Raw genomic sequence first — 26,479 nt, 5'->3', positions numbered from 1 at the left:
TACGCCGCGGGGCCCGGTACACGATGTGTACCGGGCCCCGCGGCGTATCTCTTGTGACCGTGGGTCCGTCAGGCGGACTTCCGGCTGTCGCGCGGGTGCACCGCGATGTTCATGGCGCCGGAACGAAGGACCGCCAGCCGTTCGGCCAGCACCTCCTCCAGCTCCTCACGGGTGCGCCGCTCCATGAGCATGTCCCAGTGCGTACGCGCCGGCTTGCCCTTCTTTTCCTCGGGGCCGTCCCCGTCTACCAGGAGTGCCTGGATCCCGCAGACCTTGCACTCCCACTCCGGCGGAATCTCCGCCTCGACCGAGAAGGGCATCTCGAAACGATGCCCCTTCTCGCATGCGTACTCCACCGCCTGGCGCGGGGCCAGATCGATGCCGCGGTCGGTCTCGTAGCTGGTCACCACGAGGCGCGTGCCGCGAAGAGCTCGCTCACTCATGAATCGTGCCTCCCGGGCTTGTCGCCCACAGGACAGGTGTCGCTGTCGTCGTCATCCGGTCAACGTCCGGTCGGCGGTAAAGATTCCCGTTCCGGGTCATGCGTCGCCCGTCGTGCCGCCCCTTTTTGTACCCACCAGTGCCCGTTTTGTCACATCTGGCAGGAGATGTCACTCAACGTCTTCACCAAGTGAGTACGCAGTAACGGTCCGCCTGGCAGGCCAAAGGCGTACACTACCGCCCATTCACTTCCACGTCTAAATCCGGGCCGGTACGGGGTTCCCCGCGGCCTCCACCGCGCGCCGCACCGGCACCCGCGCGAGGAGCACGGAACCGACGCCGAAGAAGATCACCAGAGAGATGATGGCATCCCGGTAGCTCCCGGTCAGCTGATACGCGAGACCGAACACCAACGGACCCAGCCAGCTCAGTCCTCGGTCGCTCATCTCGTACGCCGAGAAGTACTCCGCCTCCTTGCCGCGCGGCACCAGATGCGAGAACAGGGACCGCGACAGCGCCTGGCTGCCGCCCATCACCAGGCCGATCGCCGCCGCCAGGCAGTAGAAGTACGCCGGGGCCTCGGCGGGCAGGGAATATCCGGCCACCAGGATCGCCGTCCACACCACCAGCGACCCGAGAATCGTGCGTTTCGCGCCGTACACGCGCGCGAGGCGGCCCATTCCGAGCGCCCCCGCCACGGCGAGCACCTGCACCAGGAGCACCGCCGTGATGAGTGTCGTCTGGTCCAGGCCCAGCTCCTCGGAGCCGAACACGGAGGCCTGCGAGATCACCGTCTGCACGCCGTCGTTGTAGATCAGGTACGCGATCAGGAAGGCCAGCGTCAGCGGATGGCGCCGCATGTCCCGCAGGGTCGACACGAGCTGCCGCCAGCCGCCCCCCATCGCACCGGCGCCGGTACCGGCCGCGCCGGAACCATCGGCATCGCTGCCCGCCGCCCGCGCGATCCGGCGGTCGCGCAGCCGGCGCAGCGGTATCAGGCTGAAGGCGCCCCACCACAGGCCCGCCGAGGACAGGCATATGCGTACCGCCATGCCCTCGGTCAGGCCGAAGGAGTCGTGGCCGGAGTACAGGACCAGATTGAGCACCAGCACCAGGGCGCCCGAGGTGTAGCCGAACGCCCAGCCGCGCGAGGAGACCGTGTCCCGCTCGTCGGGTCCGGCGATCTGCGGCAGGTAGGCGTTGTACAGCGCCATCGACACCGACAGCGAGGCGTTCGCCACGATCAGCAGGAACGCCCCCAGCAGATACCGCTCGCCCTCCAGGAAGAACATCCCCGCCGTGGCGGTCGCGCCCAGGTACGCCGAGGCCGCGAGCAGCGGCTTCTTCCGGCCCGTACGGTCGGCCGCCGCGCCCACCAGCGGCATCACGAGGACCGCGACGACGATGGAGGCGGAGACCGCGTACGCGAACAGGGAACCCGCCCGCACCGGAATGCCCAGCGGATGGACGAACCCGTCCGCGTCGGCCGCCGCCTTGGCGACCGAGGTCAGATACGGGCCCAGGAAGACCGTGATCACGCTCGTCGAGTAGACGGAGCAGGCGAAGTCGTAGAAGTACCAGCCCCGCTGCTCGCGGCGGCGCGCGGCCGGATCCGCGGGTGCGTCCGGATCCGTGCGAACGGCCGGTCCGGCGGGGTCGGCGGGATCGCCGTCCGGCCGCTTGGTCGTGTCGACGTCGGTCAACGCCGCGCCCCCCTCGTTCATGCCCTTGGCCCCTGTGGCGGTACGCGCGCTCAGATCCACAGACCGCGATCGGTCAGGACACCGCGCAGCGTCTGAAGATGATCGGTCATGATCCCGTCCACGCCAAGATCCAGGAGGGCGTGCATCCGCTCCGGCTCGTTCACCGTCCACACGTGCACCTGGACCCCGCGCGCGTGGGCCGCGCGGACGAACCGGCGGTCCACGACCGGGACCCCGGCCTGCCGCTCCGGCACCTGGGCGGCGACCGCCCCGGACCGCAGCGCCGCGGGTATGCCCAGTGAGCGCAGCCGCAGCCCGAGGACGCCGGTCACACCGTACGAGGTGGCCAGGCGCGGCCCGGCGAGCCGCTGCGCCCGGGCCACCCGCGCCTCCGTGAACGAACTCACACAGACCCGGTCCCAGGCGTTCGCCGCGCGGATCGTGCCGAGCAGCGGCTCCAGCGCCGACTCGGTCTTCAGGTCCACGTTCCAGCGGGCCTCCGGGAACTCCTCCAGCAGGTCCGCGAAGAGCGGCAGCGGCTCCCGGCCCGCCACCCGGGCCTCCCGCACCGCCGACCACGGCAGATCGCGGATCCGGCCCGCCGCGTCCGTGACCCGGTCGAGGGTCGCGTCGTGGAAGGCGACGAGCCGGCCGTCGGCCGTGGTGTGGACGTCCGTCTCGAAGTAGCGGTAACCGGCCGTGGCGGCGCGCCGGAAGGCGGCCGCCGTGTTCTCCAGGCCGTCCGCCGTGCCGCCGCGGTGGGCGAAGGGGAGAGGGGCCGGATGATCGAGGAAGGGGTGGCGTTCGCGAGTCACCGCCGCAGTATGGACCGGGCCGGTGTCGCCGGGGTGACCGGGCCGGAACGCCCAGGGGCCGTCCGGCGGATCAGGGCCGGATCGGCCGGGCCCGCTCGGAGGGCTCCGCTCAGAGCGTCCGCGCGCCGGCCGGCACCTCCGGGGCGCCGGCGGACCCCGGCGCCGCGACCGGCCTCGCGACCGGTTCGGCGACCGACTCCATGACCGACTTCACGACGGGCTCCGTGACCGCGAACGCCCGCAGGAACAGCTGCGCGAGCGGGCCGATCGTCAGCGCGTAGAGCACCGTGCCGACGCCGACCGAGCCGCCGAGCAGGAAGCCGGCCGCGACCACCGCCACCTCGATCGCCGTCCGCACCAGCCGGATCGACCGCCCCGTCCGCCGGTGCAGCCCGGTCATCAGGCCGTCGCGCGGGCCGGGCCCGAAGCGGGCCGCGATGTACAGACCGGTGGCCGCGCCGTTGAGGATGATGCCGAGCGGCATCAGCGCGATCCGGACCGGCAGACCGCCCGGCTCCGGGATGAGGGCCAGCGTCGCGTCCATGGCCAGACCGATGACGAAGACATTGGAGACGGTGCCGAGGCCCGGCCGCTGCCGCATCGGTATCCACAGGAGCAGGACGACCGCCCCCACGATGATCGACACGACCCCGATGCTCAGCCCGGTCAGCCGGGCGAGTCCCTGGTGCAGCACGCCCCAGGGCTCCAGACCGAGTCCGCCGCGCACGAGCAGCGCCGCGCTGACCCCGTACAGCGCGAGCCCCGCGTACAGCTGGACGAGCCGGCGGGTGAGATGACGGCCGCGGAGGCCGGAGGCGATGGACACGGACTTCCCCCCTGAGATCACCGGGTGGTGCGAGTGGACTGGCTCATGCCACTCTGTGGCGGGAGAACACCGGCCAACCATGGCCAATTCGCGGAAGGTGGACTGATTTCCATGGCTCAGTGGACTTCGGCTGTGGGTCCGGCCCAGCTCGCCCGGCAGATCCAGGCCCAGCGGGCCCGGCCGACCGTTCCCGGTACCCGCAAGCCGCCCGCCTACCGCGCCCTCGCCGACGGCATCCGGCTGCTCGTCCTGGAGGGCCGCGTCCCCGTCGCCGCCCGGCTGCCCGCCGAACGCGAACTGGCCGTCGCCCTCTCCGTCAGCCGCACCACCGTCGCCGCCGCCTACGAGGCGCTGCGCACCGAGGGCTTCCTCGAATCCCGGCGCGGCGCCGGCAGCTGGACCGCCGTCCCGGCCGGCAATCCGCTGCCCGCCCGGGGCCTCGAACCGCTGCCGCCCGAGTCCCTCGGCTCCATGATCGACCTCGGCTGCGCCGCGCTGCCCGCCCCCGAACCCTGGCTCACCCGCGCCATCCAGGGCGCCCTGGAGGAGCTGCCGCCGTACGCCCACACTCACGGGGACTACCCGGCCGGACTCCCCGCGCTGCGTCAGATGCTCGCCGACCGCTACACCGAGCGCGGCATCCCGACCATGCCCGAGCAGATCATGGTCACCACCGGTGCCATGGGGGCCATGGACGCCATCTGCCATCTCTTCGCGGGGCGCGGCGAGCGGATCGCCGTCGAATCCCCCTCGTACGCCAACATCCTCCAGCTCATGCGGGAGACCGGCGCCCGCCTCGTGCCCGTCGCGATGGCCGAGGGCCTCGGCGGCTGGGACCTGCCCCGCTGGCGCCAGGTGCTGCGCGACGCGGCGCCCCGTCTCGCCTATGTCGTCGCCGACTTCCACAACCCCACCGGCGCCCTCGCCGACGAGGACCAGCGCCGGCAGCTGGTGGAGGCCGCCCGCTCCGCCGGCACGGTCCTGGTGGTCGACGAGACGATGAACGAGCTGTACCTGGACGAGGGCCTGGAGATGCCCCGCCGGGTCTGCGCCTTCGACCCGGCCGGTGCCACCGTGCTCACCGTGGGCTCGGCGAGCAAGGCGTTCTGGGCGGGCATGCGGATCGGCTGGGTCCGGGCCTCGCCCGACGTGATCCGCTCCCTGGTCGCCGCCCGCGCCTACGCCGACCTCGGCACGCCCGTCCTGGAGCAGCTGGGCGTCAACTGGCTGATGCGCACCGGCGGCTGGCAGGAGGCCGTGTCGCTCCGCCGCGACCAGGCCCGGGAGAACCGCGACGCGCTGGTGGCGGCCGTCCGCAAGGAGCTGCCGGAGTGGGAGTTCGAGGTGCCGAGCGGCGGGCTCACCCTCTGGGTGCGCACCGGGGGCCTGTCCGGCTCGCGGCTCGCCGAGGTCGGTGAGCGGGTCGGCATCCGGGTTCCCTCGGGGCCGCGTTTCGGGGTGGACGGTGCCTTCGAGGGGTACGTCCGGCTGCCGTTCACCGTCGCCGGGCCGGTCGCCGAGGAGGCGGCGGCCCGGCTGGCCGCCGCGGCGCGGCTGGTCGGGGCGGGCGGCGGCGCGGGCGTGGAGTCGCCCCGGTCCTTCGTGGCATAGGACGGACCGGGCAGCGGCCAGGGCGGCGGAGTGCTCCTGAAGCGTGCCGTCCCCGCCGCACCGCGGTCTTTGGCCGTGTCCCTGCGGGGCTCGCCGGTACGGACGGGGGTCAGCCCTCCGCCGGGGCCGGAAGCGTCGCGGGGCGGGGATTCTTGCGCAGGGTCGGCGCGGTGTCGGCGTCCGGGTCCGGGGCCGGATCTCCCGGCGCCAGGCCCGGATCCGGCTCGAACGGCGGCCCCAGGGGCACCGCCGCGGCCCTCGGGGCAGTGGTGCCGGTGCCGTCCGGCTCCGGCCGGCGCGGGGGCAGCAGGTCCAGGACCGCCTGGCAGAGCGCGTCGCTGGTCGTGTCGTCGTACGGGTCGGGTGTCGCGGGCACCTGGAGGCGCAGGACGGGGTCGGTGCCCAGGCGGGCGTATCCCCGGCCGGGTGGCATATGCGGGACCGGGGTGGTGTGCGGGGGCGCGTCGAGGACGGCGGCGATCTGCTCGGGGGCGGCGGGGCCGAGCGCGACTCGCGCGCCCGTGTGGCTCCGTACCGTCCCGCTCAGGGTGTCCAGGGCGTCGAACCGTTCCGCCACCACCACCGTGACCTGCGCGGCGCGGCCGTGGCGCAATGGCACTTCGAGCAGGTCCTGCGGGTCCCGGCGGCCCTCCGCGGCGGCCAGCGCGCCGAGCACGGCGGGCCGGTCGAGCAGGATCCACAGGGGGCGGCGGGTGTCCGCGGGCGCGGGCTGTCCGGCCTGCCGGGCCAGGTTCGCGGCCGCGAGCCGCCGTTCGGTCTCCCGCGCGGCCCACTCCAGACAGGTCAGCGCGCCGGAGAGCCCGCACTCGACGGCGAGGACCCCGTCCCGCCCGGTCAGACACGCGTACTCGCCGGTCCCCTCGCCCTCGATCACGATCACGTCGCCGTGCGGCAGGGCCTGGAGCGCGATCGAGCGCAGCAGGGTCGTGGTGCCCGCGCCGGGCCGGCCGGCCGCCAGCAGATGCGGTTCGGGGGAGCGGGGGCCGGTGCGCCAGACCACCGCGGGGGCGTCCTCGGTCCCGCCGTCGCCGGTGCGCACCGGCACGGTCCGCGGGACGGCCCCGGCGTCGGTGAAGCCGAGCACCGTCTCGCCGGGGACGGTGACGAAACGCTGCGCGGCGATGGCCGTGGGCAGCGCGGGCAGCACCCGCAGGGTGAGCCGGTTGCCCTCCTCGTCCCAGTCGAAGAGGTATTCGCGGCCCCGCCCCGACTTGGCGTGCAGCACCTGCTCCACGCGCGCGCGTGCGGCGGGTTCGCCGTCCATGAAGTACGGGGGGTAGGCGAGGCGCAGCCGGGTGAGCCGGCCGTCCTCGTCGAAGGCCTGGTCCCCGAAGACGGCGGTCCAGTCGCCGCCGTGGGCGTAGAGCGGCGCGGGGTCCTCGGGAAGCGACAGATAGGGCACCAGGGCCTCGTAGAGCCCTTTGAGCCGGGTGGTCTCCACCGGGTCGGGACCGGTTCTCGCCACCGGGCGTTCCCGGCCCTTCCAGGCGGCCGCGCCCATCAGGCCGACGAGCGCGAGCAGCGGCCCGTACGGCAGGAGGGCGACGACCAGGACGCAGGCGGCGCCCAGGAACAGCGTGGGACCGCGCCGTTCCCTGGGCGTCGCGGCCCACCGGGCGCGCGCGGCGGCGGCCAGCTTTCCGAGGCCGCGCGAGACGGTGATCAGCGGGTGCAGCACGTCGGTGGCGCCGTCGGCGGCCGTGCGCGCGAGTTCTCGGCCGCGGGCGATCTGGGCGGTGCCGCTGCTGAGGATGCGGGGGAGTGGTCGCCGGGACACGTCGTACTCCTGGATGCGAGTCGGGGAGCGGGGGACGAGAGGACGCGGGGAGAGGCGGGGGAGGGCCGGGACGGCCGGAAGAGCGGGCCGGGAGGGCCAAGAGCGCCGCGAAGCCGGGGCCGGGGGAGGGGAACGCGGGGGCCTCAGAACTTGATCCCGCCCAGGAGGCTCGCCAGGCTCTGGCCGCCGGCCGTGATGCTCGGGGCGATCGCGGTGCCCGCGAGGTAGAAGCCGAAGAGCGCGCAGACGAGCGCGTGCGACGCCTTGAGCCCGTCCTTCTTGAAGAAGAGGAAGCAGATGATGCCGAGCAGGACCACGCCCGAGATGGAAAGGATCATGAGGTGCTCTCCGTGGTTGAGGGGACAGTCACCATCAGTCCTTCCAGATTCACGGCAGGTATCTATGTGACTAAAGGTTCCAATGGGTGAATCGCTCACGATTTCACCGGCCCGGCGCACGGCGGGGGCCTCTGCGGTGGCGGAATGCGCCGGATGAGGTAGGCGGAGCCGGGGACCCCTATTGCTGTGCACATGCCGCCCTGAAATGCCCGGTGGGCAGTACCCTGTCGGTTTACTCGTGCGGCGGCGCCCGTCGCACACGGGCCGTTCGAGAGGCGTGGGGGGTGTGGTGCGTGAGGGGCGGATGCGGACCTCCGGGCCCCGGGGCCGGGCCCGGCGCGGGGCGCGCCCTGCCGATCGGCGGGGCGGGGGCGGAATCCGGAACTCCGTCTGCTTCTGCGGCCGCACGGGTGTTCGGCAAGATCGAACTCCCGGAGCCCCCCGGATCCGGGTGAACAACGGCTGAACCCCAGGTGAGACGGCGCGGTAAATGTGGTCGCGGTGGCGAAATGGGTGGGTCATCATGACGTCGGGCCCGCAGGGGGCCACCGACGAGAGGCAGAGGAAGATGGTCACTGACAAGCGCAGGACGACGGGCGGCCCGACATGTTGCCGCGCGGCCTAGGCGAACAGCCTGTCCCGGTTCATCACGGATTCCCCCCGGTCGTGTCGACAGCTTGATATGAGGCGTCTTCCATGTTCGATCCAGTCATAGCGCCGAGCGGCACCCTGCTCGGTCTGCTGCAGAGGGGCCGCGGCGACGGCACCCTCCACGCGCTCGCCGCACCACGCGACGAAGCCCTCGCGGCCCTGAACCACTGCGTCCTTCTCGACCCCCGCCAGGACTGGCGGGTCGAGAACCGCTCCCTTTACTACGCACGGCTCTATCTGGACCTGCACGGCGGTCTGGAGGAGATCGAGGCGCACCTCTTCGACGTCGAGGACCGGCTCGACACCGAGGAGTCCAGGACCGGGCTCGCCCTCGCCGTCCTCGGCCACCTCGCCTCCTACGGACGCCGCGACGCGCTGCTGCTGCTGCGCCGTTACGCGGCCACCGGGGCCAACTGGGCCTGGGCCCTCGACGAGCTGGCGCTGCGCGACGACGACACGGGCCTGCGCACCCTCGCCGGCCCGGTCCTCGCCCGCTTCCCGGCCACCCCCGAGGGCGAGGCCGACCTGGCCGCGACCGTCCGCGACGCCTACGAGCCCCGGCCCTGGCGGCTGTGGGCCGAGGATCCCCGCGCGTCCGTCGGCGCCCGCCTGCGGGCCGCCGGCGAGCGGGGCTCCTTCGACCGGTGGCAGCGCCAGCTGCGCCCCACCGGACCCCGGCCCGGCTGGAGCGTGCGCGCCGTCCTCGACTGGGCCCAGGAAGGCCACGAACGGGGTACGGACCTGAGCGGGCCCGCCGCCCGCTGCCTGGTCGCCGTCGCCGCGCCCGAGGACCGCGTCACCTTGCTCGGCGCCGCCGCCGGCGGACCCGACGGCGCGCGCCGCGCCGCCCTGCACTACCTCGCCGCGGCCCAGGACCCCGACGTTCTCGACCTCGTCGAACGAGCCGTCGCCGACGGTTCGCGCACCGTCGCCGAAGCCGCCGTCACCGCGTACCAGCGGATGCCCGGCGAGGCGGCCGTGGACCGCGCCCGCCGGTGGATCCACCGCCCCGACGCGCTCGGCGCCGCCGCCGCCGGGACGCTCGCCTGCCGCGGCGGCACCCAGGACTCCCCCCTCGTCCTCGGTGCCCTGCGCGAGACGGTGCGGACCCAGGGCCCCGACGCACCCGCGCTCTATCCGCTGGTGGACGGCGCCGGACGCCTCGGCATCGGCTGCGCCGCGCCCGTCCTGCGGCACGTCTACCGCGAGACGGCCTCCTCCCAGCTGCGCGGCCGGGTCGCGACGGCGCTCGCCGTCACCGACCCGAGTTTCGCGGCCGGCTTCGCCGTCGAGTGTCTGTGGGACTGCGAGGAGACCACCCGCGAGCTGGCGGCCCTGCACGCCGAGACCGGCGACGCGCGTGTGGCCGAGCGGCTGCGCCGCCTCGCCGCCGACCCGGCCGAGGAGGCCGAGGTCCAGACGGCCGTACGCAACCGCATCGGTCCGGACCTCGACCTCCAGGTCTGAGTACCTCCGGCGGGTCCGGCCGTCGGTGGGTCCAAGCGGCTCCGGCGGGGCCGGGCACCTACGGGCCCGGCCGCCGCTCCCGCCGTACGGGGCGGCCCCACAGGGCCGCCCCGTACGCGTGTCCGGATCCGCCAGCGCGGCGCCCGGGTACGGCGAAAACCAAGACCCTCAAGGCCGGCCGAGGCCACAATGAGGGCATGACCGGACGCTGGGAGTTCTGGATCGACCGCGGCGGCACCTTCACCGACGTCGTGGGACGGCGCCCCGACGGACGGCTCGTCACCCGCAAACTGCTCTCCCACGACCCCGCCCGCGACCAGGACGCCGCCGTCGCCGGAATCCGGCTCCTGCTCGGCCTCGCCCCCGGCGAGCCCGTGCCCGCCGACCGGATCGCCGTCGTCAAGATGGGCACCACCGTCGCCACCAACGCCCTCCTGGAACGCCGCGGCGAACCCACCGTCCTCCTTGTCACCGCGGGTTTCCGGGACGCGCTGCGCATCGCCTACCAGAACCGCCCCCGCCTCTTCGACCGGCACATCGTGCTGCCCGAAGCGGTCTACGCGCGCGTGATCGAGGTCCCCGAACGGCTGGACGCCCACGGCGAGGTCGTCGACCCGCTCGACGAGGAGACCGTCGCCGCCGCCCTCGCCGACGCCCACCGCGCCGGACTGCGCTCCGCCGCCGTCGTCCTGATGCACGGCTACCGCAATCCCGCCCACGAGACCCGCGTCGCGGGCCTGGCCCGCGCCGCCGGTTTCACCCAGGTCAGCTGCTCCCACGAGGTCAGCCCGCTGATCAAACTCGTCCCGCGCGGCGACACCACCGTCGTCGACGCCTACCTCTCGCCGATCCTGCGCCGCTACGTCGACGAGGTCGCCCGCGAACTCGCCGGCATCCGCCTGATGTTCATGCAGTCCAACGGCGGCCTGCGGGAGGCCGCCCACTTCCGGGGCAAGGACGCCGTCCTGTCCGGCCCGGCCGGCGGCGTCGTCGGCATGGCCCGTACCGCCGGACAGGCCGGCTTCGACCGGGTGATCGGTTTCGACATGGGCGGCACCTCCACCGATGTCTCCCACTACGCCGGCGAGCTCGAACGCGAACTGGGCACCCAGGTCGCCGGAGTCCGGATGCGCGCCCCTATGACGAGCATCCACACCGTCGCCGCCGGCGGCGGCTCCGTCCTCCACTACGACGGCAGCCGCTACCGCGTCGGCCCCGACTCCGCGGGCGCCGTCCCCGGCCCCGCCTGCTACCGCCGGGGCGGCCCCCTGACCGTCACCGACGCCAACGTCATGCTCGGCCGGATCCAGCCGGACCACTTCCCGGCCGTGTTCGGCGAACACGGCGACCAGCCGCTGGACGCCGGGGTGGTCCGCGAGAAGTTCACCGCGCTCGCCGCCGAGACCGGCGGCGGCCGCACCCCCGAGGACGTCGCCGCCGGCTTCCTGGAGATCGCCGTCCTCAACATGGCCAACGCCGTCAAGAAGATCTCCGTCCAGCGCGGCCACGACATCACCCGTTACGCCCTCACCAGCTTCGGCGGCGCCGGCGGCCAGCACGCCTGCGCCGTCGCCGACGCGCTCGGCGTCGACACCGTCGTCGTCCCGCCCCTCGCCGGTGTCCTTTCCGCGTACGGCATCGGGCTCGCCGACGCCACCGCCCTGCGCGAGCGGTCCGTCGAGGCCGAACTCGCCGACGCCGGCACCGCCGACCGGGTGCGCCGGCTCTGCGCCGAACTCGCCGACCGCACCCGCGCCGACCTGCGCACCGACGGACTCCCCGGGGAGGCGATCACCACCCACGCGTGCGTACTGCTGCGTTACGCGGGCACCGACGCGGGCCTCCCGGTGCCCCTCGGGTCCGCCGAGGAGATGACCGCCGTGTTCACCGCGCTGCACCGGCGGCGGTACGGCTTCACCAGCGACGCGCCCCTCGTCGTCGAGGCCGTCACCGTCGAGGCCGTCGGCACGGCCGGCCCGCACGGCCCCGTCGTCGTCCCGGCGAGCACCCGCCAAGGCGCCCTCGTGCCACGCGCCACCGTCCCCGTGTACAGCGACGGGAAGAGCGCCGACACCCCCCTCCACCGGCGCGAGGACCTGCGCCCCGGTGACACCGTCACCGGCCCCGCCGTGCTCGCCGAGGCCGACGCGACCACCGTGGTCGACCCCGGCTGGGCGGCCACCGCCACCGACGGCGGCCATCTGCTGCTGCGCCGGGTCACCCCCCGCCCCGCCCGCACGGCCGCCGGGACCGACGTCGACCCCGTCCTCCTGGAGGTCTTCAACAACCTCTTCATGGCGATCGCCGAACAGATGGGCGTCCGCCTGGAGAACACCGCCCGCTCCGTCAACATCAAGGAACGCCTCGACTTCTCCTGCGCGCTCTTCGACCCCGACGGCAACCTCATCGCCAACGCCCCCCACATCCCCGTCCACCTCGGCTCCATGGGCGAGTCCATCAAGGAGGTGCTGCGCCGCGACCGGGGCGACCTGCGCCCGGGGGACGTGTACGCCATCAACGACCCGTACCACGGCGGCACCCACCTGCCGGACGTCACCGTCGTCACCCCCGTCTTCGACGACACCGGCACCACACTCCGCTTCCTCGTCGCCTCCCGGGGCCACCACGCCGAGATCGGCGGCATCACCCCCGGCTCCATGCCCGCCTTCAGCCGCACCATCGAGGAGGAAGGCGTCCTCTTCGACAACTGGCTCCTCGTCCGCGACGGAAGACTGCGCGAGGCCGAGACCCGGGCCCTGCTCGCCGCGGGCCCGTACCCCTCGCGCGACCCCGACACCAACCTCGCCGACCTGCGCGCCCAGATCGCCGCCAACGAGAAGGGCGTCGAGGAACTGCGCAAGACCGTCGACCAGTTCGGCCTGGACGTCGTCCACGCCTACATGCGCCACGTCCGCGCCCACGCCGAGGAATCCGTCCGCCGGATCGTCGCCGGCCTGAACGACGGCTCCTGCCGCTACGAGACCGACGACGGCGCCGTCATCCAGGTCGCCGTCCGCGTCGACCGGGAAAACCGCTCGGCCGTCCTCGACTTCGCCGGCACCTCGCCCCAGCGGCCCGGCAACACCAACGCGCCCACCGCCGTCGTCATGGCCGCAGTCCTGTACGTCTTCCGCACCCTCGTCGCCGACGACATCCCGCTCAACAGCGGCTGCCTGGAACCCCTCGACGTCCGGGTGCCGCCCGGCTGCATGCTCGCGCCCGAGCCGCCCGCCGCCACCGTCGCCGGCAACGTGGAGACTTCCCAGGCCGTCACCGGAGCCCTCTACGCGGCCCTCGGCGTCCAGGCGGAGGGCTCCGGCACCATGAACAACGTCACCTTCGGCAACGACCGCGTGCAGTACTACGAGACCGTCGCCAGCGGATCGGGCGCGGGCGACGGCTTCGACGGCGCCGACGCCGTCCAGACGCACATGACCAACTCGCGGCTCACCGACCCCGAGATCCTGGAGTGGCGCCACCCCGTCCGCGTCGACTCCTTCGCCGTCCGCGAGGACAGCGGCGGCCGGGGCCGCTGGCACGGCGGGGCCGGGGTCGAGCGCCGCGTCCGCTTCCTGGAGCCCATGACCGTCACCCTGCTGACCGGGCACCGGCGCGTTCCGCCGTACGGCATGGCGGGCGGCGAACCGGGCGCGCTCGGCGCCAACACCGTGGAACGCGCCGACGGCACCGTCGACCGCCTCGACGGCGTCGACACCACCGACGTCGGCCCCGGGGACGTTCTCGTCGTCCGCACCCCGGGCGGGGGCGGCTACGGGCCGCCGGGGGAGGGCGGCCCGGAGGGGGCGTAGTCGTCCGGGCGGGGGTGGACGGACCTCCGGCGCGCGGCCGGCGGTGCGTCCGACCCAGGGGATACGGCGAAAGTCACGCCCCACCCCCGGCGGGCCGGCACGCCCGAGTCCACCCGCCGCACGCCCCGAGTCCACCCGCCGGCCGACCCGAACACCCCGCCGAAGCCCGGCGCGGACCGCTCCGCCCCGGACCCCGCCTACCTCCCGCTAAGCCCCTTGGCCGGGCCTCGGGGCAGAAACCGGGACAGGGGGCACAAAGGCCGTTTCGACCGTAGTCACCACGAGGACCTAGTCTGTGCACCGTGACTTCGCCTGCCTCGACGGACCTCGCTCCGCCCCAGCTCAGCGCGGGGCCGCGCCCCGCGCAGGGCCCGGCCGCCGACGAAGGGCTCGCGCGGCGGCTGCGCGCGCTCGCCTGCACCGCCCCGCTGCACGACCTCGACGTGCGCAAGGCCAATCTGCTGGGCGAGTACTCGGTCTACGCGATGGCCGAGGTCGCCCTCGCGGCGATCGACCTCGTCACCCTCCACATGGACTTCGACACCGGCGCCGACCACGACCAGGTCGTCGCCCGGCTGCTGCCCCGCGTCGCCGCCCAGGCACCCGAGCGCCCCGCCGCCGAGCACGAGCGGGTGGCCCGCTGGGTCCTGGAGAACCTGATCAACGTCGGCAGCGTCGACCGGGGCTTCCGCGCCGTCTACGGCACCTTCGGCGCCGACGGGATCTACACGCGTCGCGACTACGACTTCAAGCTCGTCGAAGAGGTCCCCGGCTACGGCGGCGGAGTCTGCCTGCGCACCACCGACGAGGCCGTCAACGTCCTCGTCGGCGCCCTCGACACCGACGTCACCAGCGCCCAGATCGCCGCCGAGGTGAAGCTGGAGATCCTCATCCGCCGGGGCCGGCTCGCCGACGCCCAGCTCGCCGCCGAACAGGCCCGCTACCGGACCGTGCAGTACGCGGAGACCCTGCGCCGCACCCTGGAGGCCACCCGGCGCAACGTCCGCGCGGTCGACTGGCTGAACTCCGTCCCCGACATGATCGCCGAGGCGCTGGAGCACGTCGCCGACCGCTACCGGCACGAGAACGCGATCCTCACCAACATCCGCAAGGCCCGCGACGAGGCCGAGGACCAGGAGCACAAGCGCCGCGCCGCCGAGCTGGTCGACATCGTCAAGGACTGCATCCGCCGCCACACCCAGCTCCAGTCCCGACTCCTGGAGGCCGGACCGCTGTTCCGCGCCGAGCAGGACCGGCAGGCGTTCGCCGCGCCCACCGTGTACACCGGCCTGGATCTGTACGGACAGCTGGTCGCCCCGCTCCTGCCGCTCCCCGCCGAGCGGGCCACCCGGGTCACCGACGCCTTCTTCGCCCACGGCACCGGACTGCGCACCCCCGCCTCCGTCCGGATGAGCGACCTCGTCGACCTGCTCCTCACCCCGCCCGTGGAACGCCAGCACCTCGGCGCGGAGATGCCCGAGCCGGACCTGATCGCCACCCCCGACGACAGCCGCTTCAGCGAGGAGCAGCTGGCGAGCGCCATGGAACTGCTCGACCTGGAGCACGACGCCCCGCGCCGGCTGTCCGGACTGCTCGCCGAGGCCCGGCGGCGCGACCCCGACCTGCCGTATCTCGTCGCCCTGCTCGCCGTGCACGCCGCCAGCCCGCCGGTCGGCACCGCTTACCGGCAGGGCGAGGAGCGGCTGCTCTTCGCCGTCGACGACGGCACCTCGCTCGACGACCCCGAGTTCGGCGGCGCCGACCTCATCGTCGGCACCGCGCTCCTCGACGCCGTCGGCATGGCCGCCGACCGTACGGAGGCCTCGTGACCGAGCCCTCGCGACCGCCGTCGCCCGAGCCCCCGCCGGACGGCGACGTTCCGGCGCGCGCCGACGCGGACACCCCGGCCGGGGCCCCCGCGCCCGCCGCCGGCGTCCCGGCCCCCGCCCTGCGGGTGACGCATGTCGTCGTCCAGCGGACGGACGGCGCCGGGTCATCGCACCGGACCGCCGGCAAAGCGCCCGCGCGGACCGGACGCACGGCACCGGCGGCGTACGTCCGGGCCGTACCGCTGCCGCGCGACGGGAGCCGCGCCACCGAGGCCGGCACGGAGCCCGCGCGCCCCGCCGTACGGACGGTCGCCGTGACGCCCGTACGCCTGCCGCTGCCCGAACCCGGGACCGTGCCGAAGCCCGCAACCGCCGCCGGATCCGGAACCGGTCCCGAATCCGGGCCCCTTCCCGGAACCGGAGCAGGGACCCGTCCCGAACCCGGGACAGCCCCCGCCCCCGGGCCCCTGTCCCAAGCCGGGCCGCCGCCCGGCCCCGCGTCACCGAACCGCCGTACCGAGGAGCCCCAGCCGTGAGCGAACACCACGTCGAGCACACCGAGGCGTGGAGCGAACCGGAGGCCCCCGAGACCCCGGCCGCGCCCACCGCGCTCACCCCCGCCGACGCGGCCGACGCCGCCCGTCTCGTCTCGTTCGGACTCCAGCCCAAACTGCTGCCCGCGCGCGACGCCGAGTACGCCGAACTGCTGCGCCGCTACCGCGAGGACTCCGCCTTCGCGCGCCTCGCCGACGCCGTCGCGACCGGCCTCGGGCTCGTCGTCCTGGAGGTCTCCCCGCGCGCCGGCATGGCGGTCACCGCCGCCGAGGACTCCGTCTTCGCCGTCCGCATGGGCGACTACGCGCGCCGTGCCGCCACCGACGCCGCCGACCGCTTCCTGCACGGCCTCGCCCACCTCGCCGTGGCCGCCATGGCCTTCCCCCGCCCGGAGGACCTGGCCGACGACGGCTACATCGGCCGGCTCACCGTCAACGGCGTCGACGCCTTCGTCCGCCAGGCCTGCCGACGACTGGAGGAACGCGCCGAGCAGGAGGGCGAGAACACCGACCCGGCCACCGACACCCCCGGCCTGGAGGCCGCCTGGCGGATCTACGCCCGGCGCAGCGCCACCGGCGCCACCAAGGACGCCCGCCGCCTGGCCGGCTCCACCACCGGCATCGTCGGCAAGGCCGTCGCCTTCCTCACCGACTCCGGTTTCCTCCAGCGCACCGGCGACGAGTCCGGCGGCGCCTACCGCACCACCGCCCGCTACCAGCTCCAGGTCCGTGACATGGCGGGCAGCGCCGCGCTCGCCGAACTCCTCGAACTCGGCGTCGTCTCCGTCAGCGACGGCTCCGCCACCCTCCTGCCGCCGCCCGAGGGCGACGACCTGGAACTGGCCGCCGACGCCGGCCTGCCCTTCCACGCCTGAGCCACCCGGGCGGGTCCGGACCGACCACGAGGCCGGCCCGGACCACCCCGCCCCCGGTCCGGCCGGGCCCGCCCCGCCCGTCCGGACCACCGCCCCGCCCCTCCCGCCTCGCGCGGCCACCACGACCGCCTGAACCCCGCCCCGCCGCCCGATCCCCGCACGACACGACGAGAGTCCGCCGCACATGTACGAGCTGTCCCGGGTCCGCCTCTACTCCATCGGCCCGGCCGGTGCCCGCTACGCCGACACCGTTTTGGACCTGCGCGGAGTCGGCGCACCCGTGCCCCGTCCCGCGCCCACGCAGGCGGAGTTCTTCGAGGAGGAACCGGTCGGCCCGCCGCGCCGCCCCGCCCCCGCCGGCGTGCTCTTCCTGGAGAACGGCGGCGGCAAGTCCGTCCTCCTCAAGCTGATCTTCTCGGTCATGCTCCCCGGCCACCGCAACACCCTCGGCGGCGCCAGCTCCGGTGTGCTCCGCAAGTTCCTGCTCGCCGACGACTGCGGCCATGTCGCCCTGGAGTGGCAGCACACCCTCACCGGCGAGCTCGTCGTCGTCGGCAAGGTCAGCGAGTGGCGCGGCCGTCAGGTCTCCAACGACCCGCGCAAGTTCGCCGAGGCCTGGTACTCCTTCCGCCCGGGCCCCGGGCTCAGCCTCGACAACCTGCCCGTCGCCGAGGCCACCGCCGTCCGCCCGCCCGTCGAGGGCGCCTCCGGCGCCACCGGTCGCCGCCGCACCATGAAGGGCTTCCGCGACGCCCTCACCGAGGCCGGCAAGGCGTACCCGCACCTGGAGGTCGCCTGGGAGGAGATCCACGACCGCTGGAACGAGCACCTCGGCGAACTGGGCCTCGACCCCGAGCTCTTCCGCTATCAGCGCGAGATGAACGCCGACGAGGGCGAGGCCGCCGGCCTCTTCGCGGTCAAGAAGGACTCCGACTTCACCGACCTGCTGCTGCGCGCCGTCACCGACACCCGGGACACCGACGGCCTCGCCGATCTGGTCAGCGGCTTCGGCAACAAGCTCGGCCGGCGCGCGGAACTCACCGCCGAGCGCGACTTCACCGCCGGCTCCGTCGACCTGCTCACCCGGATCGTGGAGGCCGCCGAGTCCCGCGCCCGGGCCCGCGACATCCACGCCGGAGCCGAGCGCCGCACCCGCTCCCTGGCCCGCCGGCTCTCCGCCCGCGCCGCCGGGGAACGCGCCCGCGCCGCCGAACTCGCCCAGCGGGTCACCTCCGCCGCCCACGCCGTCTCCGAGGCCGAGACCGCCCGTGGCCGCGCCTCCCTCGTCGCCGCCGAACTCGCCTACCGGCACGCCTCGCTGGCGCTCGCCGCCGCCGAGAAGGGCGCCGCGGCCCAGCGCCGCGAACTCATCGACGCCCGCACCCTGCACGCCGCCTGGCAGGCCGCCGAGTCCGTGCTGCGCCACCGCGCCGCGAGCGACCGCTCCGCGCGCGTCGCCGCCGCCATCCGCGAGGCGGAGCGGGACGCCGCGCCGGCCCTCGCCGCCCGCGCCAAGGCCGCCGCCGACCTGGTACGGGCCCTCGCCTTGGCCGCCGAGGCCGGCGAGACCGCCGCGGCCGAGGAAGAGGAGCGCTCCGCCGCCCTTCAGGAGGCCGGCGAGACCGCGCACCGCGACGCCACCTCCGCCGCCACCGAGGCCCAGCGCGCCCGCAGCGAGGCCGGCCACCTGCGCCAGCGCCTCGCCGAGGTCGAGCAGGAGACGGCCGAGGCCGTCCGGGCCGGCTGGCTCGACGACACCGCGCCCGACGCCGACCCGGCCCGCGCCGCGCTCGCCGCCGCCGACGCCGAGAAGACCACCGTCGCCGCCTGGGACACGGCCCGCGAGGCCGCCCGCACCGCGATCGAGCGGGCCCGCGAGACCGCCGCCGCCGAGTCCCGCGCCGAACTCGCCGCCGCCCGCGCCGCCGACGCCGCCGACTCCGCGCGTCACGCCTACGACGCCGAGCGCCGCGCCGCCGAGGCGCTGGCCGCCGAGCCGCGCCTGGCCGAGCTGCTCGGGCTGCCCGGCGCCCCCGCCGCCGCGGGCTCCCCGCTCCCGGGCCAGCGCGCCGGCGACGGCGCCGCCGCCCAGGACGCCACCGGTCAGGCCGCCGAGGCCGGTGACGGCGCCCTGACCGTCACCGAGTTCGACCGGACCGCCGACGAACTGCGCGCCCTGCTCGACCAGTCCATCGCCTCCGCCGAGCGCCAGCTCTTCGACCTGCGCACGGCCGCCGCCGACGACAACCGCATCCTCGGCGCCCTCGGCGACGGCGGTCTGCTGCCGCCCGGCCCGGACGTCCTGGCCACCGTCGAGTTCCTCGGCGAGCAGGGCATCCCCGCCCTCCCCGGCTGGCGCTACCTCGCCCAGTCCGTCGCCCCGGCCGACCACGCCGCCGTCCTCGCCGCCCGCCCCGAGCTGGTCGACGGTGTCGTGATCACCGACCCCGACTCCTACCGCCGCGCCCGTGAGGCGCTCGGCGGCGCCGCCCTGCTGCCCCGTTCCACCGTGGCCGTCGGCACCGCCGCCGCTCTTCTCGCCCCGGTGCCCGCGCCCGACGCGGGGCAGGACACCGACGTCTTCCTCGTGCCGCCGAACCCGGCCATGCACGACGAGCACGCCGCCGACGAGGAGCGCCAGGCCCTGCGCGCCCGCGCCGTCGCCCGCGACGAGGAGATCCGTACCCTCGCCGGCCGGCTCACCGGCGACCGCTCCCTCGCCGCCCGCATCGGCGCCTGGCGCGCCGACTGCCCGTCCGGCATGCTCGCCGAGCTGGCGTCGGCCGCCGCCGCGGCCCGTACCGCCGCCGAGACCGCGACCGCCGCCCTCGCCGAAGCCCGTACGGCCCGGGCCGAGGCCGAGGAGACCGCCGCCGAGGCGCGCACGGTGCGCGACGAGCGCCAGGAGGCCGCCCAGCGCGCCCGCCGCGCCGCCGACGCCCTCGCCGGACTCGCCTTCCGGCTGCGCGAGCGCTCCGCCTGGCAGGCCAAACTGCGCGAACTCGCCGACGACGCCACCGAGTACGAGGCCCGCGCCCAGGTCTGCCTGGAGCGCGCCCGGGCCGCCGACGAGGACCGCCGCGCCGCCCAGCGCGCCGCCGACGACGCCCACCGCACCGCCCGCGCCCTGCGCGCCGAGCGCGCCGAGATCGCCGGCGCCCCCGAGAACCTCCCGGAGGAGGAGCCGGGCGCGCCGCGCGCCGCGCTCTCCGTCCTCCGCGAGGCCTACCGGGCCGCCTCCCAGCTGTACGAGAAGGTTGGCGTCGGCGCCGACCTGCGGGCCGAGCAGGCCCGCGCCGAGAGCGACGAGTCCGCCGCCCTCGCCGAACTGAACCGGCTCACCAACAAGGTCCGCACCCGCGCCGAGCAGCTCCTCGAATCCACTGACGGCGCCGACGGCCCGTCCCGCCAGGCCGCCGCCGCCCGCGCCGAGGAACTGGTCCACAAGCTGGAGTCGCGCACCTCCGAGGCCAGCGAGAAGCTGGGCCGGCTGCGCGGCGAGGCCGAACGGCTGGCCCCCGAGGAGGGCGAGGCCCACACCGAGCTGTCCGAGGAGCGGATCCCGGGCGACGCGGAGCACGCCCAGAGCCTGCTCCGTACCGCCACCGGCGAACTCGCCGCCCGCACCGACGCGCTGGAAGCCGCGCGCGCCGCCCACGCCGGGCTGCTCCAGGGCCATCGGGCCGCCGAGGACGCCGCCGGCGGCTTCGACGAGACCGCCGCCCTGCTGCGCGACCTGCTCCGCGACAACTCCGACCACACCGGCGCCGAGCAGGAGCAGCCGGAGCCGTACCCCGGCCCGCTCGCCGAGGCCCGTACCGCCGCCGCCGAGGCCCGCCGTTCGCTGCGCGGCTGCGCCGCCGACCTGTCGGCCGCCGACGCCGCCGTCCGCGAGGCCGGCGACATCCTCGTCCGGCACGCCAACTCCACCCGCTACGAGCAGGTCCGCACCCCGGCCCGCCAGCAGATCCGGGAACTGCCCGCCGCCGCGCTGCCCGAGCACGCGGCGAAGTGGGCCGAGGCGTTCGCGCCCCGGCTGCGGGTGCTCACCGACGAACTGGCCCAGCTGGAGCGCAACCGCGACTCCATCGTGGACCGGCTGCGCGGCCTCGTGGAGTCCTCGCTCGCCACCCTGCGCTCGGCGCAGCGGCTGTCCCAGCTGCCCGAGGGCCTCGGGGAATGGTCGGGCCAGGAGTTCCTGCGGATCCGCTTCGAGGAGCCCGACGCCGCCACCCTCACCGAGCGGCTCGGCGAGGTGATCGACGAGGCCACCCGCGCGGCCGTGAAGAAGAACTCCGATCTGCGCCGCGACGGTATGTCCCTGCTGCTGCGCGGTGTCCAGGCGGCGCTCGAACCGCGCGGTATCGCGGTCGAGATCCTCAAGCCGGACGCGGTGCTGCGCGCCGAGCGGGTCCCCGTCGGACAGATGGGCGACGTCTTCTCCGGCGGCCAGCTGCTGACCGCCGCCATCGCCCTGTACTGCACGATGGCCGCGCTGCGCTCCAACGACCGGGGCCGTGACAAGCACCGGCACGCGGGCACGCTGTTCCTCGACAACCCCATCGGCCGCGCCAACGCCACGTACCTGCTGGAGCTCCAGCGGGCCGTGTCGGACGCGCTGGGCGTCCAGCTGCTCTACACCACCGGTCTGTTCGACACCACGGCGCTCGCCGAGTTCCCGTTGGTCATCCGGCTGCGCAACGACGCCGACCTGCGCGCGGGCCTGAAGTACATCAGCGTGGAGGAGCACCTGCGTCCGGGTCTGCCGCAGGTGAAAACCGAGGGCGGCGAGACCATCCACGGCGAGATCACGGCGACCCGGATGTTCCGCCGCAGCACGGTGGAGGCCGTGGCCCCGGCGGACGCGTAGGCGGGTCCCGGCCGCGGGTGGACAGGCTTACGGGCTAGCAGGCTGACGGGCTGACGGGTCGACGGGGGGTTCCCGGCGGCCCGTCAGCTCTTCCCGGGAGCGGGGAAGACGGCGCGCAACGCCGGGCGCCGGGTCGGATACGCCACGGCCGCGACCGGCAGTACGCAGACGGTCTGCGCCGCCGTGTACCAGGGCGGGCAGACCCCGGGGATCAGATCGACGCCCACGATGGCGACCGGCAGGACGGCACTGAGCGTCCGCAGCCGGTCGAAGGCCCGGTGGGAGCCGCGCGCGGCGGCCGCGGCCGTCCGGTGGACCACCAGGGCGACCAGCGGCAGCAGGACCGCCCTGACCCACATGAAGGTGTTCACCGGATGCCCGGTGCCCGCCACGGCCGCGACCCCCGCCAGAGCGGCGCAGCCGAGCGCGCCGAAGAGAACGACGCAGCGCTGTGCCGAGGTGAGGGCGGCCTGGGCGCGCGAGGTGGGGAGGAAGGCGGTGCCGGGCGTGCCGTGCTGGGTGGTTTCCATCGGCAAGTACACGACGTCCCTGTTCGGCAAGCTCGGCATCACCGAGGACCAGGACTCCAACCGCCGCGTCCGCGCGGTCCTCGCCTACCTGGAGCGGCGGTAGAGAAGACCGGGCCCTGCCGCCCGGACCCCCTAAGCGGCCTCGGTGAGCGGTTTCCCCGGCTCTCCGTGCCCGGCCGTCCCCGCGTGTCCGGCCGTCCCCGCGGACCTCGCCGACTCGGCGTGCTCCTCACGGAGCCGCTCGCGCCGCAGGGCCCGCGCCGCGCTGCTCGGCTCGGAGACGACCCCGTGGCGCTGGTGCCACACCTGACGGGTGATCCATACGTCGAGCACCGACCAGGTCGCCACCACGGTGGCCGCTATCGCCGCGAGCGTCATCGGGAACGCCGGCCATGCTCCCGCGACCGAACACAGGAACGCGACCATCGAAACGATCAGTGTCACCGAGACGATCAGCACCGCCCGCACCGCCGCCGCCCGCACCGGATCCGGCATCCGGCGCCGTCCCCGCCGGTCGTCCACCCACAACTGCCGTTCCGGCTGCGCCTCGTGTTCCATAGCGCGCTCACTCCCCACCACCGATGTCTTCCGAGTGGCTGCCCGTATTGAGTCGCTTTACGCGGACACGGGCCTCCCCGGTACAGAATGACGTACGAGAGAGGGAAAAGGTTTCGCCGGGGGGTGGTTCGAGCGCGAGCGGAACAAGTAGTTCCAGCCATCCGCCCGGCGGCGGGAAAGCCCTGACCAGCGGGTGTCCTGTGCCACATTGGCGCAACTCAACTCCCCGAATACCGGGACAACTCATGATCAACACTCTTCCGACCGGCTGAAAATAGACCTGCCGTGCCTTCGGGTTGGCTGTGATGCAGTAGTAGGCTCGCGCCGCCGTCTGTTGAAGCCGAAGGTTGACGCCGCGTGTTGACGACACCGGGGCGTGGACGACGTGAGGAGCCCCCGCGGCCGCGGAGGCCGAGCTGGGGGAGGCCATGCGCTTTCGCGGGAAATCCATCCGCAGGAAGATCGTGGCGTTGCTCCTCGTACCGCTCGTCTCCCTCACCGGACTGTGGGGTTTCGCCACGGTCCTGACCGGCCGTGAGGCCCGGACCCTCCTCGACACCGGCTACATCATGGACAAGATCGGCTACCCGATCGAGGACACCTCGCGCGTCCTGCAGAAGGAACGCCGTGAATCCCTCGTGTACCTGGCCGACCCCCGCGCCGCCGAGGCCATGACCCGGCTGCGCGCGGAACGCGAGGCCACCGACCGGCAGATCGCCCTGATCCGGCGCAACGCCGCCGATCCCGGCGTGAGCGGCGACATGCAGCCCGCCACCGCCCAGCGGCTCACCGTGCTCCTCGACGCGCTCGACGGCCTCGACTCGCTGCGCCGCTCGGTGGAGACGCGCAGCGTCGGCAGGATGCAGGCGCTCGACTTCTACAACCGCCTGGTCGACCCCTGTTACGGCTTCCTCATGTCCCTCCACGCCCTGGAGAACGTGGAGATGGACAAGCAGGGCCGCGCCCTCGTCGGCATCACCCGCGCCCGCGAGATCGTCGCCCGCGAGGACGCGCTGGTCGCCTCCATGCTCATCGCCGAACGGATCACCCCCGAGGAGATCCGCGCCCTCACCGATGTCGTCGCCACCCGCAAGGCCTACTACGAGGCCAACCTGGAGGTCCTGCCCTCCTCCGAACGCGACCGCTACGAGCGCTACTGGACCGGCGCCGAGACCGCGCCCCTGCGCAAGTCGGAGGAGGCCCTGATCGCCGCGGGCGCCACCGACGGCCACCCCGCCGTCACGGCCCAGCGCTGGCAGGAACAGGCCGCCCCGGTCCTCGACGCCCTGGCCCAGGAGAACTACGCGGCCGGCGAGCGCCTCGAAGAACGCCTCCAGCCCGCCGCGTACAGCGTGCTGCTCAAGGCCGGCATCGCCGGTGTCCTCGGCTTCGTCGCCCTCCTCGTCTCCATCGTCGTCTCCGTCCGCATCGGCCGGGGCCTCGTCCGCGACCTGCGGCGGCTGCGCAAGGAGGCCCAGGAGGTCTCCGGCGTGCGGCTGCCCAGCGTGATGCGCCGCCTCGCCGCCGGCGAGGACGTCGACACCCTGACCGAGGTGCCCCGCCTGACGTACGGCGAGGACGAGGTCGGCCAGGTCGGCCAGGCCCTCAACACCCTCCAGCGCGCGGCCGTCGAGGCCGCCGTCAAGCAGGCGGAGCTGCGGCGCGGCGTGTCCGAGGTCTTCGTCAACCTCGCCCGCCGCAACCAGGTGCTGCTGCACCGTCAGCTCACCCTCCTCGACACCATGGAACGGCGCACCGAGGACACCGACGAACTCGCCGACCTGTTCCGGCTCGACCACCTGACCACCCGTATGCGCCGGCACGCCGAGGGCCTCGTGATCCTCTCCGGCGCGGCCCCGTCCCGGCAGTGGCGCAAGCCCGTCCAGCTGATGGACGTCGTGCGCGCCGCCGTCGCCGAGGTCGAGGACTACGAGCGCATCGAGGTCCGCCGGCTGCCCCGGCTCGGCGTCGGCGGCCCCGCCGTCGCCGACCTCACCCACCTCGTCGCCGAACTCCTCGAGAACGCCACCGTGTTCTCGCCCCCGCACACCGCCGTCCAGGTGCTCGGCGAGCGGGTCGCCAACGGGTTCACCCTGGAGATCCACGACCGGGGCCTCGGCATGAACCCCGAGGCGCTCCTCGAAGCCAACCTCCGGCTCGCCGAGACCCCCGAGTTCGAGCTGTCCGACACCGACCGCCTCGGCCTGTTCGTGGTCAGCCGCCTCGCCCAGCGCCAGAACGTGCGGGTCTCGCTCCAGACCTCGCCGTACGGCGGGACCACCGCGGTCGTCTTCATCCCGGCCACCCTGCTCACCGAGGCCCCCGAGACGCAGGGCGCGGGCTTCCGGCTGGACCGCGACGGCGCGGCCCGCCGGACGGATGGCCGCGACGGCCGCGACGGCGCCTCGGCCGAGGGCGGCGACCACGCGCGGACCGCCGGTCCGGCCGGACTGCCCCGCCGCCGGCCCGCGCTCGCCAAGGTCCCCGACCCGGCCCCGGAGCCCGCCGCGAGCCCGGTCCTGGACGGCCCCGTCGAACTCGAACCGCCGGTGGACGGCGACTCCCTCGACGAACTGCTCGGCGGCGCGGCCGACCTGCTCGACAGCGACAGTGAGCGGGGCGGACTCTTCCGGGCCCGGGAGCACCGCCGCCGAGGCACCGACGACCCGGCCGGAGGGGCCGGTCGGGCGGGCCAGGACTCCGCCGACGGCGTCACCCGGCTGCCCCGCCGCCGTACGCCGACGCTCGTCGTCGACCACGGCCGGCGCCTCGACGAGCCGGGCCGCGCCCATCCGGGTCCGGCCGGCCCCGGCACCGCGGGCGACGACTCCGAGCACACGGGCGCGGACGGTCACGGCCGGGGCCGAGGCCAGGGCCGGGACCAGGGGCACGGACACGGACCGGGAGACGGGGACACCATGGAACTGGCTCGTGTCCGGCCCGCGCCCACGCTCGTCCCCGTACCGCGCCAGGAGGAGGAGCCGTCACCGTTCGACGGGCTGCCCCGCCGGGTGCGCCAGGCCAGCCTCGCCCCGCAGCTGCGGGCGCACGGCACCCGCGACGAGGACCGTACGGCCGTCGGCGCCGCCGCCGAGGCCGACTCCTTCGAGCGGGACGCCGAGGAGGTGCGCAGCCGTATGGCCTCGATGCAGCGCGGCTGGCAGCGCGGCCGCCGGCAGAACGCCGAGGCGGCGGACTCCGGTACGGCGGGCCCCGGAAGTCCGTCGACAGACTCCGGTACGACGGACATCCGGGCGGTACGCCCCGGAACCGCAGGCCGCGGAGCCGCAGAACCCGGAACAGCAGGACCCGGAACGACAGCACCAGGAACGACACCCGAGGGGGACGGTCGATGACCGCACCGAACGCCGCAGCAACCCACAGCGCCGCCCAGGGCAACGGAGAGCTGAACTGGCTCCTCGACGAACTGGTCCAGCGCGTCGCCTCCATACGCAAGGCCCTGGTGCTCTCCAGCGACGGCCTGGCCACCGGAGCCTCGCAGGACCTCACCCGCGAGGACGGCGAGCACCTGGCCGCCGTGGCCTCGGGCTTCCACAGCCTGGCCAAGGGCGTGGGCCGGCACTTCGAGGCCGGCAAGGTCCGCCAGACGGTCGTCGAACTGGAGGACGCCTTCCTGTTCGTCACCGCCGCCGGCGACGGCAGCTGCCTGGCCGTGCTTGCCGACGCCGATTCGGACGTCGGCCAGGTCGCCTACGAGATGACCCTCATGGTCAAGCGGGTCGGCGCGCACCTCGCCACGGCGCCCCGGTCCGGGCTGCCCACCGGAGGATGAGTAAGGGGGAC

General features: G+C 74.6%; 17 protein-coding genes and 1 pseudogene. 10 read left to right on the top strand and 8 right to left on the bottom strand.

Annotation, left to right across the window (positions count from 1 at the left end):
- Nucleotides 1-68: 68 nt before the first annotated feature.
- The 4 genes from ACGFRB_RS30835 to ACGFRB_RS30820 form a co-directional block, all read right to left on the bottom strand.
- A complete protein-coding gene (locus ACGFRB_RS30835; RefSeq protein ID WP_015032218.1) occupies nucleotides 69-443 on the bottom strand; it encodes an RNA polymerase-binding protein RbpA in 375 nt (124 codons plus the stop codon).
- 255 nt (nucleotides 444-698) lie between these two features.
- Complete coding sequence (locus ACGFRB_RS30830) at nucleotides 699-2,165, bottom strand: MFS transporter (protein WP_393247752.1); 1,467 nt, start codon at nucleotides 2,163-2,165, stop codon at nucleotides 699-701.
- A 29-nt stretch (nucleotides 2,166-2,194) separates the two neighbouring features.
- The gene (locus ACGFRB_RS30825; protein ID WP_393247750.1) at nucleotides 2,195-2,959 is read right to left on the bottom strand and encodes a glycerophosphodiester phosphodiesterase; all 765 of its coding nucleotides are present in this window, start codon (nucleotides 2,957-2,959) and stop codon (nucleotides 2,195-2,197) included.
- A 109-nt stretch (nucleotides 2,960-3,068) separates the two neighbouring features.
- Entirely contained in the window at nucleotides 3,069-3,785 is a 717-nt protein-coding gene (locus tag ACGFRB_RS30820; protein ID WP_393247748.1) for a YitT family protein, read from the bottom strand.
- 111 nt (nucleotides 3,786-3,896) lie between these two features.
- Here ACGFRB_RS30820 and ACGFRB_RS30815 point away from each other — a divergent pair, with 111 nt between their 5' ends.
- Nucleotides 3,897-5,396 carry a PLP-dependent aminotransferase family protein gene (locus tag ACGFRB_RS30815; protein WP_361232470.1) on the top strand — a complete coding sequence of 500 codons (1,500 nt, stop codon included), beginning with the start codon at nucleotides 3,897-3,899 and terminating at the stop codon, nucleotides 5,394-5,396.
- Nucleotides 5,397-5,505: 109 nt separating this feature from the next.
- Here ACGFRB_RS30815 and ACGFRB_RS30810 read toward each other — a convergent pair whose 3' ends face one another.
- Together ACGFRB_RS30810 and ACGFRB_RS30805 are read right to left on the bottom strand one after the other, a co-directional pair.
- A complete protein-coding gene (locus ACGFRB_RS30810; protein WP_393247746.1) occupies nucleotides 5,506-7,194 on the bottom strand; it encodes a hypothetical protein in 1,689 nt (562 codons plus the stop codon).
- 143 nt (nucleotides 7,195-7,337) lie between these two features.
- Nucleotides 7,338-7,532 (bottom strand): hypothetical protein, encoded by a 195-nt coding sequence (locus tag ACGFRB_RS30805; RefSeq protein ID WP_128976945.1) that lies wholly within the window; start codon nucleotides 7,530-7,532, stop codon nucleotides 7,338-7,340.
- A gap of 696 nt (nucleotides 7,533-8,228) precedes the next feature.
- Here ACGFRB_RS30805 and ACGFRB_RS30800 point away from each other — a divergent pair.
- The 6 genes from ACGFRB_RS30800 (at nucleotide 8,229) to ACGFRB_RS30775 (ending at nucleotide 21,587) form a co-directional block, all read left to right on the top strand.
- Nucleotides 8,229-9,650 (top strand): HEAT repeat domain-containing protein, encoded by a 1,422-nt coding sequence (locus tag ACGFRB_RS30800; RefSeq protein WP_393247744.1) that lies wholly within the window; start codon nucleotides 8,229-8,231, stop codon nucleotides 9,648-9,650.
- A gap of 197 nt (nucleotides 9,651-9,847) precedes the next feature.
- Nucleotides 9,848-13,459 (top strand): hydantoinase B/oxoprolinase family protein, encoded by a 3,612-nt coding sequence (locus ACGFRB_RS30795; RefSeq protein ID WP_393247742.1) that lies wholly within the window; start codon nucleotides 9,848-9,850, stop codon nucleotides 13,457-13,459.
- Nucleotides 13,460-13,761: 302 nt separating this feature from the next.
- On the top strand, nucleotides 13,762-15,288 hold the full coding sequence (locus ACGFRB_RS30790) for a hypothetical protein (protein WP_393247740.1): 1,527 nt from the start codon (nucleotides 13,762-13,764) through the stop codon (nucleotides 15,286-15,288).
- A complete protein-coding gene (locus ACGFRB_RS30785) occupies nucleotides 15,285-15,824 on the top strand; it encodes a hypothetical protein (protein WP_393247738.1) in 540 nt (179 codons plus the stop codon). The genes ACGFRB_RS30790 and ACGFRB_RS30785 overlap by 4 nt, the downstream gene beginning before the upstream one ends.
- A complete protein-coding gene (locus tag ACGFRB_RS30780; protein WP_393247736.1) occupies nucleotides 15,821-16,717 on the top strand; it encodes a hypothetical protein in 897 nt (298 codons plus the stop codon). Before ACGFRB_RS30785 ends, ACGFRB_RS30780 begins: the two co-directional genes overlap by 4 nt.
- A 184-nt stretch (nucleotides 16,718-16,901) precedes the next feature.
- Entirely contained in the window at nucleotides 16,902-21,587 is a 4,686-nt protein-coding gene (locus ACGFRB_RS30775) for a hypothetical protein (protein WP_393247734.1), read from the top strand.
- 83 nt (nucleotides 21,588-21,670) lie between these two features.
- On the opposite strand, the gene ACGFRB_RS30770 is transcribed toward ACGFRB_RS30775, so the two are convergent.
- On the bottom strand, nucleotides 21,671-22,117 hold the full coding sequence (locus tag ACGFRB_RS30770) for a hypothetical protein (protein ID WP_393247732.1): 447 nt from the start codon (nucleotides 22,115-22,117) through the stop codon (nucleotides 21,671-21,673).
- Here ACGFRB_RS30770 and ACGFRB_RS30765 point away from each other — a divergent pair.
- Nucleotides 22,113-22,220, top strand: a pseudogene (locus ACGFRB_RS30765) (DNA-binding response regulator); the annotation flags it as partial. The gene ACGFRB_RS30770 and the pseudogene ACGFRB_RS30765 overlap by 5 nt on opposite strands.
- A gap of 29 nt (nucleotides 22,221-22,249) precedes the next feature.
- Here the strand turns inward: ACGFRB_RS30765 and ACGFRB_RS30760 are convergent.
- Nucleotides 22,250-22,675, bottom strand: a complete 426-nt coding sequence (locus tag ACGFRB_RS30760) for a hypothetical protein (protein ID WP_363010065.1) — start codon at nucleotides 22,673-22,675, stop codon at nucleotides 22,250-22,252.
- A 428-nt stretch (nucleotides 22,676-23,103) separates the two neighbouring features.
- On the opposite strand from ACGFRB_RS30760, the gene ACGFRB_RS30755 reads away from it, so the two are divergent.
- Nucleotides 23,104-26,031: a nitrate- and nitrite sensing domain-containing protein gene (locus ACGFRB_RS30755; protein ID WP_393247730.1), complete on the top strand. Its 2,928-nt coding sequence runs from the start codon at nucleotides 23,104-23,106 to the stop codon at nucleotides 26,029-26,031.
- A complete protein-coding gene (locus tag ACGFRB_RS30750; RefSeq protein ID WP_361232429.1) occupies nucleotides 26,028-26,468 on the top strand; it encodes a roadblock/LC7 domain-containing protein in 441 nt (146 codons plus the stop codon). Before ACGFRB_RS30755 ends, ACGFRB_RS30750 begins: the two co-directional genes overlap by 4 nt.
- Nucleotides 26,469-26,479 lie beyond the last annotated feature (11 nt).

It is taken from the genome of Streptomyces sp. NPDC048718 (assembly GCF_043198875.1).
In the GTDB taxonomy this organism is placed as follows: Bacteria; Actinomycetota; Actinomycetes; order Streptomycetales; family Streptomycetaceae; genus Streptomyces.
This window is presented reverse-complemented; position numbering and strand designations above follow the sequence as displayed.

Excerpts from the sequence above, each read along its gene's own strand:
- ACGFRB_RS30815 (WP_361232470.1), top strand. The coding sequence starts at position 3,897 with ATGGCTCAGTGGACTTCGGCTGTGGGTCCGGCCCAGCTCGCCCGGCAG.
- ACGFRB_RS30770 (WP_393247732.1), bottom strand. The coding sequence starts at position 22,117 with ATGGAAACCACCCAGCACGGCACGCCCGGCACCGCCTTCCTCCCCACC.
- ACGFRB_RS30755 (WP_393247730.1), top strand. The coding sequence starts at position 23,104 with ATGCGCTTTCGCGGGAAATCCATCCGCAGGAAGATCGTGGCGTTGCTC.
- ACGFRB_RS30835 (WP_015032218.1), bottom strand. The coding sequence starts at position 443 with ATGAGTGAGCGAGCTCTTCGCGGCACGCGCCTCGTGGTGACCAGCTAC.
- ACGFRB_RS30795 (WP_393247742.1), top strand. The coding sequence starts at position 9,848 with ATGACCGGACGCTGGGAGTTCTGGATCGACCGCGGCGGCACCTTCACC.
- ACGFRB_RS30830 (WP_393247752.1), bottom strand. The coding sequence starts at position 2,165 with ATGAACGAGGGGGGCGCGGCGTTGACCGACGTCGACACGACCAAGCGG.
- ACGFRB_RS30800 (WP_393247744.1), top strand. The coding sequence starts at position 8,229 with ATGTTCGATCCAGTCATAGCGCCGAGCGGCACCCTGCTCGGTCTGCTG.
- ACGFRB_RS30760 (WP_363010065.1), bottom strand. The coding sequence starts at position 22,675 with ATGGAACACGAGGCGCAGCCGGAACGGCAGTTGTGGGTGGACGACCGG.
- ACGFRB_RS30775 (WP_393247734.1), top strand. The coding sequence starts at position 16,902 with ATGTACGAGCTGTCCCGGGTCCGCCTCTACTCCATCGGCCCGGCCGGT.
- ACGFRB_RS30750 (WP_361232429.1), top strand. The coding sequence starts at position 26,028 with ATGACCGCACCGAACGCCGCAGCAACCCACAGCGCCGCCCAGGGCAAC.
- ACGFRB_RS30805 (WP_128976945.1), bottom strand. The coding sequence starts at position 7,532 with ATGATCCTTTCCATCTCGGGCGTGGTCCTGCTCGGCATCATCTGCTTC.